The sequence below is a fragment of the Flavobacterium palustre genome (assembly GCF_014639535.1).
Classification (GTDB): Bacteria; Bacteroidota; Bacteroidia; order Flavobacteriales; family Flavobacteriaceae; genus Flavobacterium; species Flavobacterium palustre.
In genome coordinates, this window is sequence record NZ_BMGA01000005.1 from 100,208 (window position 1) to 118,912 (window position 18,705).

General features: G+C 35.2%; 13 protein-coding genes. 2 read left to right on the top strand and 11 right to left on the bottom strand.

All coding sequences use genetic code 11. From position 1 onward, the window contains the following. Positions 1 to 6: 6 nt before the first annotated feature. The 4 genes from IEV84_RS10910 to gyrB all read right to left on the bottom strand — a co-directional run bounded on the left by IEV84_RS10910 (position 7) and on the right by gyrB (position 8,616). Positions 7 to 2,139 carry a T9SS type B sorting domain-containing protein gene (locus IEV84_RS10910; protein WP_188494322.1) on the bottom strand — a complete coding sequence of 711 codons (2,133 nt, stop codon included), beginning with the start codon at positions 2,137 to 2,139 and terminating at the stop codon, positions 7 to 9. A gap of 316 nt (positions 2,140 to 2,455) precedes the next feature. Beyond that, a complete protein-coding gene (gene secDF, locus IEV84_RS10915; protein WP_188494323.1) occupies positions 2,456 to 5,425 on the bottom strand; it encodes a protein translocase subunit SecDF in 2,970 nt (989 codons plus the stop codon). A gap of 224 nt (positions 5,426 to 5,649) precedes the next feature. Continuing rightward, positions 5,650 to 6,585, bottom strand: coding sequence for a malate dehydrogenase (mdh, locus tag IEV84_RS10920; RefSeq protein ID WP_188494324.1), 936 nt, complete (start codon positions 6,583 to 6,585; stop codon positions 5,650 to 5,652). 90 nt (positions 6,586 to 6,675) lie between these two features. Then, positions 6,676 to 8,616 (bottom strand): DNA topoisomerase (ATP-hydrolyzing) subunit B, encoded by a 1,941-nt coding sequence (gene gyrB, locus IEV84_RS10925; protein ID WP_188494325.1) that lies wholly within the window; start codon positions 8,614 to 8,616, stop codon positions 6,676 to 6,678. A gap of 280 nt (positions 8,617 to 8,896) precedes the next feature. Between gyrB and IEV84_RS10930 the strand changes: the two genes are divergently transcribed. Next, positions 8,897 to 9,355 (top strand): RNA methyltransferase, encoded by a 459-nt coding sequence (locus IEV84_RS10930; RefSeq protein WP_188494463.1) that lies wholly within the window; start codon positions 8,897 to 8,899, stop codon positions 9,353 to 9,355. Between the two features lie 134 nt (positions 9,356 to 9,489). On the opposite strand, the gene gatB/aspS is transcribed toward IEV84_RS10930, so the two are convergent. From gatB/aspS to IEV84_RS10960, 6 genes are all read right to left on the bottom strand, one after another. Continuing rightward, a complete protein-coding gene (gene gatB/aspS, locus IEV84_RS10935; protein ID WP_188494326.1) occupies positions 9,490 to 12,819 on the bottom strand; it encodes a bifunctional amidotransferase subunit GatB/aspartate--tRNA ligase AspS in 3,330 nt (1,109 codons plus the stop codon). Continuing rightward, positions 12,819 to 14,216, bottom strand: a complete 1,398-nt coding sequence (locus tag IEV84_RS10940; protein WP_188494327.1) for an amidase family protein — start codon at positions 14,214 to 14,216, stop codon at positions 12,819 to 12,821. Before IEV84_RS10940 ends, gatB/aspS begins: the two co-directional genes overlap by 1 nt. Positions 14,217 to 14,352: 136 nt before the next feature. After that, a complete protein-coding gene (locus IEV84_RS10945) occupies positions 14,353 to 14,622 on the bottom strand; it encodes an Asp-tRNA(Asn)/Glu-tRNA(Gln) amidotransferase subunit GatC (RefSeq protein ID WP_188494328.1) in 270 nt (89 codons plus the stop codon). Between the two features lie 181 nt (positions 14,623 to 14,803). After that, entirely contained in the window at positions 14,804 to 15,217 is a 414-nt protein-coding gene (locus IEV84_RS10950; protein WP_188494329.1) for a PIN domain-containing protein, read from the bottom strand. Continuing rightward, positions 15,214 to 15,462 carry a DUF6364 family protein gene (locus IEV84_RS10955; protein ID WP_188494330.1) on the bottom strand — a complete coding sequence of 83 codons (249 nt, stop codon included), beginning with the start codon at positions 15,460 to 15,462 and terminating at the stop codon, positions 15,214 to 15,216. Before IEV84_RS10955 ends, IEV84_RS10950 begins: the two co-directional genes overlap by 4 nt. A gap of 82 nt (positions 15,463 to 15,544) precedes the next feature. Continuing rightward, positions 15,545 to 15,994: a hypothetical protein gene (locus IEV84_RS10960; RefSeq protein WP_188494331.1), complete on the bottom strand. Its 450-nt coding sequence runs from the start codon at positions 15,992 to 15,994 to the stop codon at positions 15,545 to 15,547. A gap of 194 nt (positions 15,995 to 16,188) precedes the next feature. On the opposite strand from IEV84_RS10960, the gene IEV84_RS10965 reads away from it, so the two are divergent. Then, the gene (locus IEV84_RS10965; RefSeq protein ID WP_188494332.1) at positions 16,189 to 16,734 is read left to right on the top strand and encodes a DUF2911 domain-containing protein; all 546 of its coding nucleotides are present in this window, start codon (positions 16,189 to 16,191) and stop codon (positions 16,732 to 16,734) included. A gap of 107 nt (positions 16,735 to 16,841) precedes the next feature. Here IEV84_RS10965 and IEV84_RS10970 read toward each other — a convergent pair whose 3' ends face one another. Continuing rightward, positions 16,842 to 18,596, bottom strand: coding sequence for a TonB-dependent receptor (locus IEV84_RS10970; protein ID WP_188494333.1), 1,755 nt, complete (start codon positions 18,594 to 18,596; stop codon positions 16,842 to 16,844). Positions 18,597 to 18,705 lie beyond the last annotated feature (109 nt).

The window sequence follows — 18,705 nt, forward strand, 5'->3', positions numbered from 1 at the left end:
TAGTTTTTATCTCTTTAATGAAAAATGAGATTTGAATTCTTTCACAATATTGTTTTCTACATAATGAATCACAAACCAATAATCATCAGCAGGCATAAAATAACCGTTATAAGTTCCGTTCCATCCTGCTCCACTCGGGCTTATTTGTTTTAAAAATTTTCCATAACGGTCAAAAATTCGAACGTAAGCATAAGGTTGCGAACTCAACTCTGTAATATTCCATAAATCATTATAACCATCATTATTAGGAGTAAAATACTTCGGATAATTGACAACCATAATATCCGTTTTAGTAATAGGCGCACTACATTGTGTTTGATCCTGAACAGTTATTGAATGTGTTCCCGAAGCGACATACTCAAAAACATTAGACACCTGAAAAGGCCCGTCATCCAGTTGATACAAATAATCTCCTCCCGGATTAATCGCAGTAACAGTAATTTTTTGATTCTCTGCAAAAGCCTCTGATACCGTCCAGGTAAAATCGACTAAGACATTACTTGGCAAAACTGTAACATCGATAGTTTGCTGAGTGGCACATTGCCCTGCATCAGGAGTGAAAATATAGGAATCACTATTAAATTCATCAACTACAGCTGGATCCCAAGTTCCTGTAACACCACTAGGTGATGTAGTAGCTAATGTCGGCGCAGCAGTTCCCGAACAAATAGAAAAATCACTGAAACCGGGATTAATTGGCTGATTAACGGTTATGTTCATTGTTTGTACAGTAGCACATTCATTAGTATTAGGAGTAAATACATAAGAAGCACTGGCAAAATTATCTACAGTAGCAGGAAACCAAGTACCGGAAACCCCGTTAGGTGATGTTGTTGTTAATATTGGAGCAGGATCACCTGCACAAAAAGGAGCTATTTGAGCAAAATTCGTTACCGTCTTCGCAATTATTGTTACACTTAAAGATTGCGGATTGGCACATTGATTCGGATTTGGAGTAAAAGTATATGTAGTTGTACCTATGGAATTGGTATTAATCATTGAAGGAGACCAAATACCTGTTACTCCAGATGGTGAAGTTGTGTTTAAAACAGGTGGTGTACTTCCAATACATATTGGAGCAATTGGTGTAAAACCGGGAGTTACAACATTGGGTATAATTGTAATTGTAGCTGTCGTAGGAGTAGCCACAACACATTGTCCGGGATTTGGTGTAAAAGTATAAGTAGCAGGTCCTAAAACAGAAGTATCAACCGTAGCAGGGCTCCAGGTTCCTGAAACAGGAGTTGTATTATTTGAGTTTAACGGCAAAACAGGAGCTGAAGCACCTTGACATACTGTTGCAGGAATAGAACTAAACGTTGGAGTCACTCTTGGAAGTACAGTAACATTCATTGTTTGAGGATTTGCACAAGGAAACGCAATGGAATTAGGAGTAAAAGTATAAGTTACAGTTCCCGGTGTATTAGTATTGATTACTGCCGGTGACCAAGTTCCAGATATACTGTTATTTGAAGTTGCCGGTAATGTTGGAGGTGAATCTCCTTGACAAATAGGCGCGATTTGTGTGAAAGTAGGAGTTGCTACAGTTGCTGAACAAGTTGTCTTACAACTTGCAGTTTCTGGTGTAACGCAAGCTTTAGCACCGACAGCAGATAATGTAAACACTACTGTTTGTCCTTCATTTAATCCAGAAACCGTAAAATTAGTTGGTGAAGTAATTGTTCCTGGCGCCTGAGTTACCCCATCAATTGTATAACTATAAGTAAAACTTGTTTGTCCTGTATTGGCAAAATCAAATTTAATTGAATTAGGAGTAACCGTTTGACAATACAAACTTAATTTCTGATTCACATATACAGTTATTGGAGTCCTAGGCGTACTCTCAACAGCTCCAATAATTTGCGTTACATAATAAACTAGTGGACTACCTCCTGTCGCTGCAACATTTGTAGGAGGCGTTGGTGCTGTTGTAGAAAAAGTTCCTCCAGTTGCAGCTGTGTACCACCTTAATGTACCTCCTCCAGATGGAGTTGCTACCAAAGGGACTGCTGTTTCATTTAAACAATAATATAAAAACGCTGGATTGGGAGTTGGTGCAGGAGTTTGTGCAAAAGCACTACTACTAAATAATATATTAGCCAGACAAACAAAGACAAATAAAAGTAGATTCTTTTTCATTGTTCTAATTTTTAGAAATAGATTTAAGATTTGGGGGAATCCTATTTTTAGGTAAATATATTAAAAAACCAAGTTTTATTAAAAGGAATTGCGAAATATAAAAGTGATTCTAAAAAAACAGCAAATCTATTCCTTTAGGTTTAACTCCTTTATGTTCTACTCGCTTTTTTCTACTAATTCACGAATGAAAAAGAAATTAGTGAATCGTGGCGATTATTTCACTAATACCTCTGGAGCTTTGCCCCGAGGTAGTTTATTCTCAAAAAAAAAGACCCAGCTAAAAAAGCTGAGTCTTAATTATTAGTATAAAAGCATCTTAAGCTGCTTCGTGTTGTTTTTCAACAGTAGTCTTCTCTTCTCTTGAAATAGTGTCCACCAATACAGGAGTCGCTATAAACAATGATGAATAAGTACCTACAATGATTCCAACAAGCATAGCAAAAATAAATCCTCTGATAGATTCACCTCCAAAAAGGAACATTGTTAGCAAAACTAAAATCATCGTTAATGATGTATTCAATGTTCTTGACAAAGTAGTATTAATAGAAGCATTTACAATATCTTCAAAACTTCCTTTACGTTTTCCAAGGATAAACTCTCTGATTCTGTCAAATACAATTACCGTATCATTCATCGAATAACCAATAACCGTAAGAATAGCGGCAATAAAGTGCTGATCCATTTCCATGTGGAAAGGCATAAATTTATAGCATAATGAATAAATACCCAATACAAAGATTACGTCATGCGCAACAGCTGCAATCGCTCCTAATGAATATTGCCATTTACGGAATGAAATCATTAAGTATAAGAAAATAACAGCTAAAGCTCCTAAAACTGCCCAATAGGAGTTCGTTTTAATATCTTCTGAGATAGAAGCTCCAACTTTAGAAGCTTGTAAAACTCCCACTTTTTTACCATCAAAAGTATTGATAAATTTATCATAAGAAGTATTTGGATAATACTTAGCTAAGGTGTTGTATAATTTTTCGTTTACTTCCTTATCTACAGCAATACCATCTTCTTTGATTTTGTATTTAGTAGTAATCTTTAATTGATCATCATCTCCTAAAACTTTAGCTTCAACAGGAGTTCCGAAAGCTGTAGATAGCTCTTCTGAGATTACTACCGCATCAACCGGTTTTTCAAATTTAACCTGGAAAGTTCTTCCTCCTACAAAGTCAACTCCCTGATCCAATCCGTTACCGAAGAAAATAGATACCAAACTCACAATTACTACAATTGAAGAGAATACATAGGTAATTTTCTTAATCTTGATAAAGTCGTAATTAAAATTAGTAAACCAATTTTTAGTTGTATTAGTACAGAAAGTCAAATTAGCTTTTCCTACAATATTTTTATCAATAAAAATTCGGGCAATAAAAATAGAAGTAAACAATGATGTAACAATACCAATAAGCAATGTCAATGCAAAACCTTTAATAGGTCCTGTTCCAAAAATAAACAAGATAGCACCAGTTAAAACGTGAGTAACGTTAGCATCAATAATAGAACGCATAGCACCATGCCATCCATAAGATGAAGTTACGGCTTCTAATAAAGATTTACCATCACGCAATTCTTCTTTTGCTCTTTCATAAATAATAATGTTAGCATCTACCGCTGTACCTAATGTTAATACAATACCTGCAATACCCGGTAATGTTAACACAAAACCAAAACTTGCCATGATACCAAATAAGAACAATAAGTTCAATAATAATGCAAGATTAGCATACCAACCTGCTCTGCCATAATAAAATATCATCCATAAACACACTAAAACAAATCCTACTATTGACGACATCATACCTGCGTCGATAGAAGCTTGTCCTAAAGATGGTCCTACAACAGTAGATTGAACGATATCTGCCGAAGCCGGTAATTTACCTGCATTCAACACATTAGCTAAATCCTGAGTTTCAGTAATATCAAATGAACCTGTAATTTCAGATCTTCCTCCGGAGATAGGTCCGCTGGAAACTCCAGGTGCCGAATACACCACATTATCTAAAACAATAGCAATATTTGTTTTTTGAGTATAAGCTCTGCCTGTTAATTCTTCCCAAGCTTTAGCTCCCTGTCCGTTCATTTGCATAGAAACTGCCGGTTTACCCATTTGGTCAAAAGTATCTTTTGCATCTGTAACCACAGCACCAAGCATAGCCGGTGTGTTGTCTCTGTTACCTCTTAAAGCATATAATTCAACAGCTTCAACTTCTTTTTCTTTAGCATCTTTAAGCTTCGTTACTTTTCCCCAAACAAATTTTGCATAACGCTGGTCTGGTGATAACAAAACTCTGATATCTGCTCTTTTCAAATAACCATTAATCACAGCAGTATCTTTAGGAGCATACAATCCTAAACCGCCTCCACTTTGAGATAACATTTTATCAAACAGTGGATTATTTCCTTTCTTAGTATCAGTAGAATCTTTAGTGTCAGTCAACAATGCACTTAATGAATCCTTAACTACTGCTTTTTTCTCAACTTTAGCAACTTCTGTTTTCTTCAATGCCTCATTAGCAGCCATTAAAAAGTTACCTATTTCTTCAACTTTATAAGTTTCCCAAAATTCAAGTTGCGCTTTTCCTCCTAATAGTTTTTTAATTCTATCTACATCTTTAGCTCCCGGAAGTTCTACAAGAATTCTTCCTGTTTCTCCTAATTTTTGGATATTAGGTTGTGTAACACCAAATTTATCAATACGCTCTCTTAATACTTTGTAAGCACTTTCTATAGATTCATCAACTTTTCTTTTGATTACTTTTTGAACCTGAGCATCTGTCATTTGAAAATCAACACCACCTTCTCCCTGCATACTTCTGTTAGCAAAAATATCAGGCGAAGCTAATTTTACAGTTCCTTTTGAATTAGCTTCAAAAGCTTCGAAGAACTTGTCTAAATACGTTTTGTTTCCTTGCGTATTTGCAGTTGCATCAGCTAATGACTTATTAAATACAGGATTTTTAGAATTATTAGATAATCCTTTTAAAACATCTTTTATAGAAATTTGAAGAATAACGTTGATTCCTCCTTCTAAGTCAAGACCTTTATTTAATTGTTTATTTTTTACTTCATCATAAGTAAATTCTGTAAAACCAAGATTCAACACACTTTCTTTCCCGATAGAATCCAAATATTTTAACTCTTTATCAGGATTGTCTCCTGCAAAAGCCTTAGCATCACTTTTGACATTATTGGCCACAAAAGTGAAAGAGAGTTGGTAAATACTTACCAATGCAAATAGAATTGCGAAAAATTTAATAAGTCCTTTATTCTGCATTATTACTAAAAATTAATTATTTTAAATTTATTATTTTGTGTTAAAACCTTATAAACAACACCTTAGCTCCTATTTATTCAAAATCAAAAAACTACAAAAGCTAACTATCTTTTTTTAAACCGAGCAAATATATAATTCTGGTTAAGATTAACCAATTTATTTATGAATTAATCTCAAAAAAAAGACTGCAAAATTGCAGTCTTCACTTTATATGTGAAAAAAACTTAAGCTAAAATCGTTTTCAAAGCATCATTCATTGCTCTAACCGCATCAGCACTTTTTGCAAATAAGGCTTTTTCATTGTCGTTTAATTGAATATCGAGAATCTCCTCAACACCATTTTTACCGATAATACAAGGCACTCCTATACAAATATCGTTCTGACCGTATTCACCTTCAACATACACAGAACAGGCAATCATTCTTTTTTGGTCATTCAAAATACTGTCAACCAAAAAAGCAACTGAAGCTCCGGGCGCATACCAGGCTGATGTTCCTAAAAGCCCTGTAAGAGTTGCACCTCCTACCATAGTATCAGCAGCAACTTTTTGTAAAACCTCCTCTGATAGAAATTGCGAAACCGGAATTCCATTATAAGAAGCCAAACGTGTTAACGGAATCATCGTAGTATCACCATGACCTCCAATTACCATTCCTGACACATCATTTGCCGGTTTATCCAAAGCTAAAGACAAATAAGTTCTGAAACGGGAACTATCTAAAATCCCCCCCATACCTATAATCCTGTTCTTCGGCAAACCTGTGGATTTTAATGCCAAATACGTCATCGTATCCATTGGATTCGAAACCATAACAATAATGGTCTCCGGAGAATATTTTAAAATATTTTCAACAACCGATTTTACTATTCCTGCATTAATTCCTATCAATTCCTCACGAGTCATTCCCGGTTTTCTGGGAATCCCTGAAGTCACCACCACCACATCACTATTGGCCGTTTTTGAATAATCATTGGTAACTCCTATCACTCGGGTATTAAATCCTGTATCGGTAGCACATTGCATAATATCCAAAGCTTTCCCTTCGGCAAAACCTTCTTTGATATCTAATAATACCACTTCACTGGCAATTCCTCTATAAGAAATAACATCTGCACAGGTTGCTCCTACGTTTCCTGCTCCTACAATAGTAACTTTCATATTTTAATGTTTATTCGGTTAAGTAAAAAATTGGTTAACTCCCGCTAATCTACAATTTATTGCTTAAAATAACCACCGAATAAACTTTTTTTACGCATCAATATTAGCGTAAACCGCATTTTTCTCGATAAATTCTCTACGAGGTGGTACTTCGTCACCCATCAACATAGAAAACACCCTGTCAGCTTCTGCTAAACTCTCAATAGTTACCTGACGTAACGTTCTGAAATTTGGATCCATTGTAGTTTCCCACAACTGCTCCGCATTCATCTCTCCAAGACCTTTATAACGTTGAATATTAGCACTTCCACCCATTCTTTCGTTAGCCTGATCACGTTGTACATCATTCCATGCATACTCTTTTTTATTTCCTTTTTTAACCAAATACAAAGGAGGAGCTGCAATATAAACGTGTCCTTCTTCGATTAATTCTTTCATAAAACGAAAGAAGAATGTCAAAATCAAAGTAGAAATGTGACTACCATCGACATCGGCATCACACATGATAATTACTTTATGGTAACGTAATTTTGATATATTCAAAGCCTTACTATCTTCCTCTGTTCCAATTGTCACCCCTAAAGCCGTGAAAATATTTCGAATCTCTTCGTTTTCAAAAACCTTGTGGTGCATCGCTTTTTCCACATTCAAAATCTTACCACGCAATGGCAAAATAGCCTGAAAATTTCTGTCACGACCTTGTTTAGCAGTTCCACCCGCCGAATCTCCCTCGACAAGATAAACCTCACATTTTGCCGGATCCTGCTCAGAACAATCTGATAATTTACCCGGTAATCCACCGCCACCCATAACAGTTTTACGCTGTACCATTTCACGGGCTTTTTTAGCCGCATGACGTGCCTGAGCTGCCAGAATTACTTTTTGAACAATGATTTTTGCATCATTTGGATTTTCTTCCAAATAATTCTCCACCATCTCACTCACCGCCTGACTTACAGGAGAAACCACCTCTCTGTTTCCAAGCTTGGTTTTTGTCTGTCCCTCAAATTGAGGTTCAGAAACTTTTACTGAAATAATAGCAGTAAGACCTTCACGGAAGTCATCTCCTGAAATATCAAATTTCAGTTTATCCAACATTCCAGAAGCATCCGCATATTTCTTAAGCGAACGGGTCAATCCCATTCTGAAACCCTGCAAATGCGTTCCTCCTTCGTGAGTATTAATATTATTTACATAAGAAAAAATATTCTCAGAATAACTTGTATTGTAAATCAAAGCTACCTCAACAGGAATTTCCGCATTTTGATTATCCATAGAAATTACATGGCCAATAATAGGCTCACGATTTCCATCTAAATAACGTATATATTCTTTTAACCCTTCGGTAGAATGAAACATTTCACCAACAGGATTTCCGTCTTTATCTAATTCTCTTTTATCACAAAAATTGATTGTAATTCCTTTGTTCAAAAAAGCCAACTCACGCATACGAGCCGACAAAGTATCATAAGAATACTCGGTAGTTTGCGTAAAAATGGTTGGATCCGGATAAAAAGTTACAATTGTACCTCTCTTGGATGTATCTCCAATTTGTTTAACAGGATACAAAGCTTTTCCTCTTTCGTATTCCTGTTGGTAAATTTTACCATCACTACTATGAACTGTAGCTGTTAAATGCGTTGACAAGGCATTCACACAGGAAACCCCAACACCGTGCAATCCTCCGGAAACTTTATACGAATCTTTATCGAATTTACCTCCGGCACCAATTTTAGTCATTACAACCTCAAGCGCAGAAACTCCTTCTTTTTTATGGATTCCAACCGGAATACCACGTCCATTATCCTCTACTGTGATAGATCCATCTTCATTTATAGAAACACTAATGGTATCACAATGCCCTCCCATTGCCTCATCAATAGAGTTATCAACCACCTCATAAACTAAATGATGAAGTCCACGAACCCCAACATCCCCTATATACATGGAAGGACGCATTCTTACGTGCTCCATTCCTTCTAATGCCTGAATACTATCTGCTGAATAATTGTTCTTGATTTCTTCGCTCATATGTTCTATTCTAAATATATTTTTTGTATAACACGCAAATATATAAAAACGCAATTTATATATAGTTAAAAACAAGCTCACCAGACCTTAAGTTATCAACAAAAAATGTCAATTTCAACAAGAAAAATCAATTTCGACAACAATATCAAAATTCAAAATACCAATAGCAATTTCAAGACTACTAAAAACTAATTTCGAAATTTTAAAATCGATATTCAGCTGAATATTTCAAACAAATTAATATTTGTCATTACTGCTAACTGTTTGTACTTTTGCCTTTATGAATGACAATTTTACAACTGAATTTTTCGGCATAGGAATACAAAACGGAAAAACCCCTGAAAACTTAGGCGTATTATGGCGATCAGCGCAAAACCTGGGCGCCAGTTTTATTTTTACTATCGGAAACCGATACGCCAAACAAGCCTGCGACACGCACAATGCCGTAAAATCGATGCCTTATTTCCATTACGAGACTTTTGAAGATTTTTTCAAAAACCTGCCTAAAGGCGCACGTTTGGTTGGCGTTGAATTAGATGACAGAGCAGAAGATTTAGAAACTTTCGAACACCCAAGACGTTGTCTTTATTTATTAGGCGCCGAAGATAATGGTCTTTCGAAAAAAGCGATTGAAAAATGCCATTATTTGGTAAAATTCAAATCCGAAAAAAGCCTGAATGTATCAGTTGCAGGAAGCATTGTTCTTTACGACAGAGGTCGCAATAAACCACGATCATAAAATTTAGCTGCAATAGCAATTTCAAAAATAAATTTCAATTTTAAACCCAAACTTTTATAAAACACAAATTTCCAAAACAAACATTTAAAAATGCTGTTTTGGAAATTTGAATTTGCAATTGAGATTGATTTTTGTTATTTAATAATCCTCACATTCATCTCCTCTACCTTTTTATCAGATAAAGCAGATGGAGCTCCGAATAATAAATCATCACTCGTTCCTGTTTTAGGGAAAGCCATTACCTCTCTGATAGAAGCTTTTTTCTCTAAAATCATCATCAAACGGTCAATTCCCCAGGCAATTCCTCCGTGCGGCGGTGCTCCGTATTGGAAAGCTTTATACATCGTTCCAACACTCTTAATCATCTCTTCTTTATTGTAACCCATATTTCTATAAGTTGCTTCCAGAATTTCCGATTTATGTGCACGAACGGATCCTCCTCCAATTTCGTAACCGTTTAAGATAATATCATATTGTTGCGCAATGATAGTTCCGATTTCCTCTTCTTTACCATCCATGTGTTTTTGCAAATCATAAACAGCAGGCATCGAGAACGGATTATGTGTAAATGTCCATCTTCCTTCATCGGTTTTTTCAAACATTGGAAAATCAACTACCCAGGCCGGACGCAATTCCTTCGGATTAATCAAATGTAACATTCTGCCCAGTTCCTGACGCACTGCATCCAAAGCCTTATTTGCCGTAGCATAATCGGCTGCTGAGAAGAACACAATATCACCTATTTGAGCATTTGCTGCCTTTATAATTCCAGCTGCAATTTTTTCTCCTAAGAATTTAATAATCGGCGATTGCAATTCATCTTCATTCACAATGATATAAGCCAAACCACCCAAACCATTTTGCTGGGCTATAGCCGTTAGAGCCTCTATTTGTCCTTTAGAAATACGCTTGTTTCCTTGTTCCTGAGCCGAAACTTTGATACATTTTACAATTCCGCCTTCTTCAATTGGCTTAGAGAAAACCTGAAAAGTAGTATCTTTTACAATTTCTGTAATATCCTGCATTTTCAAACCAAAACGCAAATCAGGTCGGTCACAACCATAATAATCCATAGCTTCTTTGTACGTCAGCACTTCAAACGGACGTAAAATCCACTTATTACCATATACTTTTTTAACTATCTCATTGAACAATTTGGTATTCAAATCAATAATTTGCTGCATGCTTGCATAAGCCATTTCCATATCCAGCTGCGTGAACTCAGGCTGACGATCCCCACGGGAATCCTCATCTCTAAAACAACGCGCTACCTGGAAATATTTCTCATAACCGCTCACCATCAACATTTGCTTGAACTGCTGTGGCGCTTGTGGCAATGTATAAAAGAAACCGGCTTGTTTACGACTAGGAACAATAAATTCACGTGCTCCCTCATCGGTTCCGGCACTTAAAATAGGTGTTTCTATTTCTAAAAACTCTTCACCATCCAAAATATCGCGGATTAATTTAATCACCTTATGACGATTAACAATCGCACGACGCACTTCGTCATTTCTATGATCTAAGAACTTGTATTGAAAACGAGTAGCTTCGTTAGTTTTTGCAGCTCTTTTAATTTCAAATGGCAAAGTTTTAGACAGGTTTAATATCTCTAATTCCGATGTTTCCAATTCGATTTTACCCGTACGCAATCCGGCATTAAAATCATCTTCGTTACGACCAACTACGATACCTTTTACCGAAATAACCGATTCCGGTTTTAACTTTACCAATTCGTCGATATTAGGGAAAGATTCCCTGCTGATACGAACCTGAAATACTTCATAACTCGAATCACGCAAATCAATAAACATCAACTCTCCGTGGTCACGCACACTGGCAACCCAACCGGAAAGCATTACCTCCTGACTAACACTTTCTTCAGATAATTGCGAAATTTTATGTGTTCTGTAGGTATCTTTTACAACAATAGGAATTTCAGGAAGCACTTCTTCCTGAGCTTCTTTTGATTCGGCAATTGCTTCTTTTGAAACTTTTTCCTGAGATTCTTTATTTTCTACAAGAGTATCAGCTCCTAATTTATCTAAAATAATCTGACGGATTACTTTTCCGTTTGCTCCTTTTCCGATAATCCCAAGAACTTTACCAACTAAAATCCCGGCTTTCCCTTGATCTCCGGCAGCAATGTCTTTAGCAACAGCTTCATTTTCGGCAATTACTTTAGAAATTACTTCCTGGATTTTGTCTTCCGAAATGGTATTTTCTTCGAAATACTTATTGTAGTCAAAATTTTGATCTTTTAAATAACCTGCAATAGCATTTTGAACTAAAACTGCCGTGATTTTTTCAGCTTTGAACAACACAAAAATGGTTACTAAATGCTCAATATTATGGATTTTAGCATAATCTTCGGCCTTAACATTATTAGCCAAAGTTTTAGCAACAAACGAAGGATCGTTAATTTCGTTATTTAAAGTAACAAATGTTCTGGAACGCAAAGCATCTGCTGTAAAGAACTTAGCATCCTGAGGCAAAACACCTCCGTTAATCAATATCGATTCAACAGCATAAGGCAAAGCGCTTGCATCCACCTTAATAGCTTCAATCTCCGCTTTAATATTTACAAAAGGTAAATCCGGCTCAGAAATGAAACGGTAATCCGCTTCAAATTCTTTTTTACGCATAGTTTTGGTCTGCTTTAATTCAGCATCCCACAACACAGTCGTTTGATCAGGACGAAACTCTTTGTGCTCAACAAAATAATTAAACTGCTTCTCTACCTCTTCTTTCAGAGCTTCCACCATAAACTTAAACGAGTTCAGGTTTTTGATTTCCGTTCTTGGATTCAAGTCGTTACTGTCTTTTTTACGCAAAGACACCGAAACATCCGATTTGAATTCTCCTTTTTCCAAATTCGCTTCAGAGATTCCTAAGTTCTGAACAATACGCTGAATATACTGCGCATAAGTCGAAGCATCTTCGATATTACGGATACAAGGCTCGGTAACAATCTCAATCAATGGTACACCGGCTTTGTTAAAATCGACTAACGAAATTTTCTTTTCGTGCATCAATTTTGCAGCGTCTTCCTCAATATGAACCTGCGTTAAATTTACGGTAAATTGTGTACCGTCGTTTCTATAACAAGAAACGTGTCCGTCAGGAATAATTGGATTATGAAATTGTGTAATCTGAATATTTTTCGGGTTATCCGGATACTCATAATGCTTTCTATCCCAGGAAATCACTTCATTACTAAATGAAGAATCCACTGCTTTTCCGAAATAAATAGCCTTAGTAACCGCTTCTTTATTTACTGCAGGCAAAACCCCCATTTGTCCGGTACAAACCGAACATATATTTTGGTTAGGTGTTTCTATTTCCTGATTTGGACAGGAACAAAACAACTTGGTTTTGGTATTCAATCGAACGTGTGTTTCCAGTCCGATAACCAATTCTAAATCGTGGGCTTTAATAGCCGCCGTTAATTGTTCCAATTCCATTATATTGTATCTTTTAAGAAGTTTGCAAATTGCAATACTAATTCATCATTATTTTTTGCTGCAGTAATCTGCAATCCTGTAGTTGTTCCCTGTGGCACAGTGATAGTTGGCAATTGCCCTAAACTAAAACCTACTGTATAAGCATCAGACAAATACATCGCCAAAGGATCTTTTAAACTGTCTCCAATTTTAGGAGGCGTACTAGGAGTAACCGGAGATAAAATTACATCCACTTCCTCGAAATCTTTACTGAAATTTTCAGAAATCTGATCTCTTAAAGCCAATCCTTTCAAATAAATCTCATCCGAGAATCCCTGAGACAAAACCTGGTTTCCACCTACAATTCTGCGTTTCGTTTCTTCTGAGAAATTTTCAGAACGCGTCACTGCATAAGTATCAATTAAATTTTCTCCTTCAATACGGTTTCCGTAATTCGTTCCGTCTAAACGGGATAAATTCGAAGCCGTTTCAGCCATTGCCAGCGTATAATAAGTAGAAACTAAAATATCCGATTTAAAGAAATCCAATTCTTTTACCTCAATTCCCTTAGCTTTTATTTTTTCGATGCTGGCTAAGAAATCTGCTTTTATCTTCGCATCAATAGCTTCGCTTTCGATAAAGTTTTTAAAATAACCAACTGTTTTCACAGCAGAAGTTGCAATTGCATCTTCACTTATTTCTGATGAAGCGATTGAAGTCTGATCTTTTGGATCTTTTCCGCTCATCACATTTAGTACAATTCGAATATCTTCAATTGATTTTGCCAATGGACCCACACAATCGGTAGAAGACGCATAAGCCATCAATCCGTATCTTGAAATTCTTCCGTATGTTGGCTTTAAACCATAAATATGATTGTATCCGGCAGGCTGACGAATAGAACCTCCTGTATCTCCACCAATAGAAAACACCGTATATTCTTTAGCCACATTCACAGCCGATCCTCCACTCGATCCTCCACCTACTAATTCCGGATTGATTGCATTTTTAACCGCACCAAAAATGGTATTCTCACTGGATGAACCATGACCAAAACTATCGCAGTTTTCTTTTGCTAACGGAATAGCACCTGCATCCAACAATTTTTGAATGGCAGTAGCCGTGTAAGGTGATTTATAATTTCTAAGCAATTCAGAACTTGCAGTGGTGTAAGTTCCCTGAACCATATACACATCTTTGATTCCGAAAGGTATTCCTTCCAGTAAACCGATGGTTTCTCCGTTTGCAATCTTAGCATCCACTTTAGCTGCTAGTTCCAAAGCCAAAGTATCCAATACAGAATTTACAGAGTTATAGGTATTTTGCTTAAGCAAGTCTAATTTTTCCTGTACTAAAGCCGTACAGCTTATTTGTTTGGACACCAATTGTTGGTGTATTTTTTTTATCTGAGATTCCATTTTATATTGTACTCATATTTTATATGAGTTTTAATTTTACAATTAATTTTCAAAAAATAAACCATTAAGAAATTAAGCTCCATTAAGCCTTAATTAACTAAACTTCTTAATGGTTTAAAATCAAAAGATATTTTTTTTAACTCTCAATAACTTTAGCAACAACTAAAAAACCATTTTTCTTGTTCGGGAAGTTTTCCAAAATAAGTTCTTTTTCAATAGCCGAACTCTCTACCACAACATCTTCTCTTAAATCACTTACTGACACACAATTACGATTGACATTATTTACAGCATTATTATTTGATGGCTGTGCATTTTTAATCACATCAAATAATTGGTTCACACTCTCGGAAGGCTGTGCTCCTTTAATACTCGACAAAACGTCGACTGTCATTATTTTACTCATAATTTTATGTAGTTTTAAAGTCAAACTTTTAAGCTCGCGAAATTACAAAAAGTTTTATTAGGGAATGGTGTTTTTTTAAATGATTTCAAATACTTAAGAGTCATAGAAAAAAAAAGAACCTATTCTATATTTTCAATCAAATACTTTATTTCAAGAATATATCCTAATTAGAAAAATTGCTTTATAAAATACTACTCAAATATTCCTCAGCCGTCATAATTGGAATTGTAGAGTTCTTAAAATCTTTTCCATTTCTAGTTATAATAATGGAACAATTAGCTTGTAAAGCGGTAAAATATTGAACAGCATCTTCAAAATCCTTGAAACTAGAATTTAGCCCTTTTTCAATAGTTTTTTCATCCACTTCACAAACTTCACAGATTATTTTAAACTTTCGAAGTTTATTCAAAACAGATTCAGAAGATTCAAATCTATTTAAAACATAATCTATTGTTGTGAAAGAAAGAGGAGAAGCAACTAAAGTAATTTTTCCCATATCTGCTAAAGTAGCAATCTTAGCAATTGAATCAAAAAACGGAATTCTTTCTCCTAACAAATCTAATATTACATTTGTATCTAAAAAAAGTCGTGTCATTTGTATTTTTGATCTAAATAATCAGCACGGTCTTTTTTATAATCATAATCGGCAGGAATTTCAACTCCAGAAGAAAGACTTTTTACAAAAGGAGAAATTTCCAAACCATCATGTGGCTTCTCTGAAGTCAAAGAATTAAGATAATTTTCTATCAATCTAGATAAACTTAATTTCTTTTCAGAAGCATATAACTTTGCTTTTTCAATTACATCTTGATTAAGCTTTAATGTGAGTTTAGTATCCATACCTAAAGTTTTATACGTACAAATATATTAATTTTAAACGTAACAAACATTTCTTTTAGTCATTTTTTACAATTTCGCATCACTATTCAACTTTCTCAATCAAATACTTTGTACCGTTAATTTCAAAAGTAAATCCCACGGAATTTCCCATTAATTTATTCCCTAATGGCGATTGTGGTGACAAAGCAATTACATTAATTCCGTCAATAGTAATTTTTGGCAAAGCCAAAGACAGATATAAATAAATCCCGTTCGCTTTTACCAAACTTCCTAAAGCGATTGTTTTCGCCACTATTGAAGCATCAATTTTGTCTAAAACTGCTTTTTGTTCCAAAACCTCTCGTAGTTTAGTATTGAATTTTTCCTGTTCCAGATCCATCATCGACAAAGCCGTTTCATGTTTATCGCCAGCCGAACCTTTAGCATCATTTTTAGAATCTTCGGTCAAAGCTGAAATCATATCGCGAAAAGCATCAATTCTGTCTTCAACTAATCGGCTGTAATATTGATGTATTTTTTGTTTGAAAGTCATTTGAAGTATTTAACCGCAAAGTAAGCAAAGTTTTTCGCAAGGGTTGCAATGCTATTTAAAAAGTTGAAACACTAATTCAATTCCCACATAATCTCAAACTATTTTATTGGTATTTGAAATTCTTAACCAATCGGGAAACAATTTTTATTTAACTTCGTAAAAGAATCATTACTAATCTTATCTTTTTAATCACTATGAAAAAATTAAAATTTATTTCTGCAATCGCTTTCGGTTTCTTATTACTATTAGCCACAGAAACACAGGCTCAAAAATTTCCGGGTCTGGACAAAAGTCCGTTAGATCAGGCTTTATTTCCTGCCGATAATAAAATTCCGGTAAAAACAGCCAAAATAATTTACAGCCGTCCACAGTTGAAAGGACGTTCGCTAAGCGAATTGGCTCCTGCCGGAAAAGTATGGAGAACCGGTGCTAATGAAGCTACCGAAATTACATTCTACAAGGATGTTATGCTTGGAAAAACCAAAATCAAATCGGGAACTTATTCCTTATATACTATTCCAGAACAAGACAACTACACTATTATCATCAACAAAAGTATTAATGTTTGGGGCGCTTACAACTACAAGGCTGAAAATGATGTTGCCCGATTAGTTGTTCCTGTAACTCAGGCAGAAGAATCTCTGGAAGCACTTTCAATGGTTTTTACTCCAGCCGAAAAAGGTATGGTTCTAAACATTGGATGGGACAAAATGCGTATCGCTATTCCGTTTACAGAATAAAGCTTTTTTAACCGCAAGGCCGTCAAGCCATATAAAAAAGGCGCAAGCATCACAGATTAAAATCTTTGTGAACCTTGCGCCTTCTTCGCGTCCTTTGCGGTTAAATGTTAAAAATCGAATTTGTAATTCGCCCCTACCATCACCTGAAAACCCTGTACAGGATAATTCAGCCATTTTTGATAAGAATTATTAGTCATGTTATTCAACTTAATAAATCCTGTTAGCTGGGCATTGTATTTATACCCCACATGAGAATTCAAATCAAAATAACTGCCTAATTTCACTGGCGACAAAACCACTGCTGCATCAGTATTACTTTGTAAATCTTTACGTTCTCCCACATAAAATACCTTAACTCCGGCATACCATTTTGGTGTAATATTAAAATCTATGGATGAATTAACTTCAACAGACGGCAAATTCCAAGCTTCTTGCTCATTACTATTTTTATAACTACTAAAAGTTCCTCCAATTCCAAAACTCACATTTTCGGAAAAATCAGCTTTCAAATCCCCTGAAAAGCGAAAGGTTCGCACATCGTCATAAACCACCTGAAATGAATTTCCAAAAGCATAATCTTCATTAGTTGTATTCTCAGTATAATCATTACTTCTAAACAAAGCCTTATTTCTTTCATTGGTATATGCACCACGAATATTATAACTTACACTTGAGGCTAATTTTCCTTTTAAACCGGCAAAAACATCGTATTGTCTATCGGTAGGCATAATGGCTAAAGTTGGCGACAAAAACGGATTTTCTTTCACAAAATCGGCATAAGAATTTTGCTCTAAACTTCCTTCGGCTCCGGCATAAAAAATCATCAAATCCTCAACAACCGGATAAGCAACGCTCACATTTGGGTATATTAAAAACTTATTATCATTTCCCATTTTATCGATACTGTAAAACAACGAAGCACCTAATTTTACATCCCAGCCATTTTCCTGAATATTCAAACTAGGAGAAATCCCCAAATTAGTAAAACCATATTTTAGTTTCTCTGTATTGGTATTGTCATAATTTTTTTCGAAAGTTCCCCCCACATAATCCACAGTAATATCCGTTGTAACAAATTGACCGCCCAGATCAAATTGTAACTTTGGTTTAGCGTAGAAACGGTTTTCAGCTGAGTCGAAACTATCTGCAAAATGATTGAATTTCACTGCCATTTCTTTAAAAAACCCTTCAGAAAAATCAAGTTTTCCTCCTAAAGAAATCCCGTTATAAACATGTTTTGAATCAATGCTTCCTATCAAATTATTTCTGTCGGCAGCAGACAATGTACTTCCAAAATCCATTGGCAAACCATACCAATTATACACTTGATTTTGGTATCCTAAATCAATATTCCAGGACATTTTATCATAATTAGCACCATAAGTCACATCCAATGCCGTATCATAAAACCAATCATCTAATTTTATATTATTAATCCCTCCCTGAGATGAAAAATGACGAAACATTCCTCCCACATAATCATTTTTTTCTAATTCCTGATTGACAAACAACTCTGCGTTAAGTGTTCCGTAATTTCCAATTGCCAAAGTAGCGTAATTGTTAAAAAACTTTTCTTTTGATTCCTTTTCCACACCTTCAGCCTTCCCTTTGGCAGGCGTAAAAGTCGAAGCCACCGGAAAAGAAAAAATGCTATATTTTATCGTTTCTTTTTTAGCATTACCGGCATCATCAAGAACAGGAGATTCCTGAATTTTAGAAGCATCTGATATTGTTGGTGTATATGATTTTACAATATTTACCTCTTCTGAACCAATGGCGTTGTCTTTCTTTTGGGCAAAAGAAAATTGAAACAGCATTAGAAAAAGTAACAGGCTTATTTTTTTTGAGAAATTAAACTTCATATTTCTTGTTTTTTATTTTGGTGAAAAGAAAAGAGAAAAAAGAATATAGAAAAGAGACTAAACGGTAAATTCAAGCTATGTTCTTTCTGTCCTTACTTCTATTCTCTTG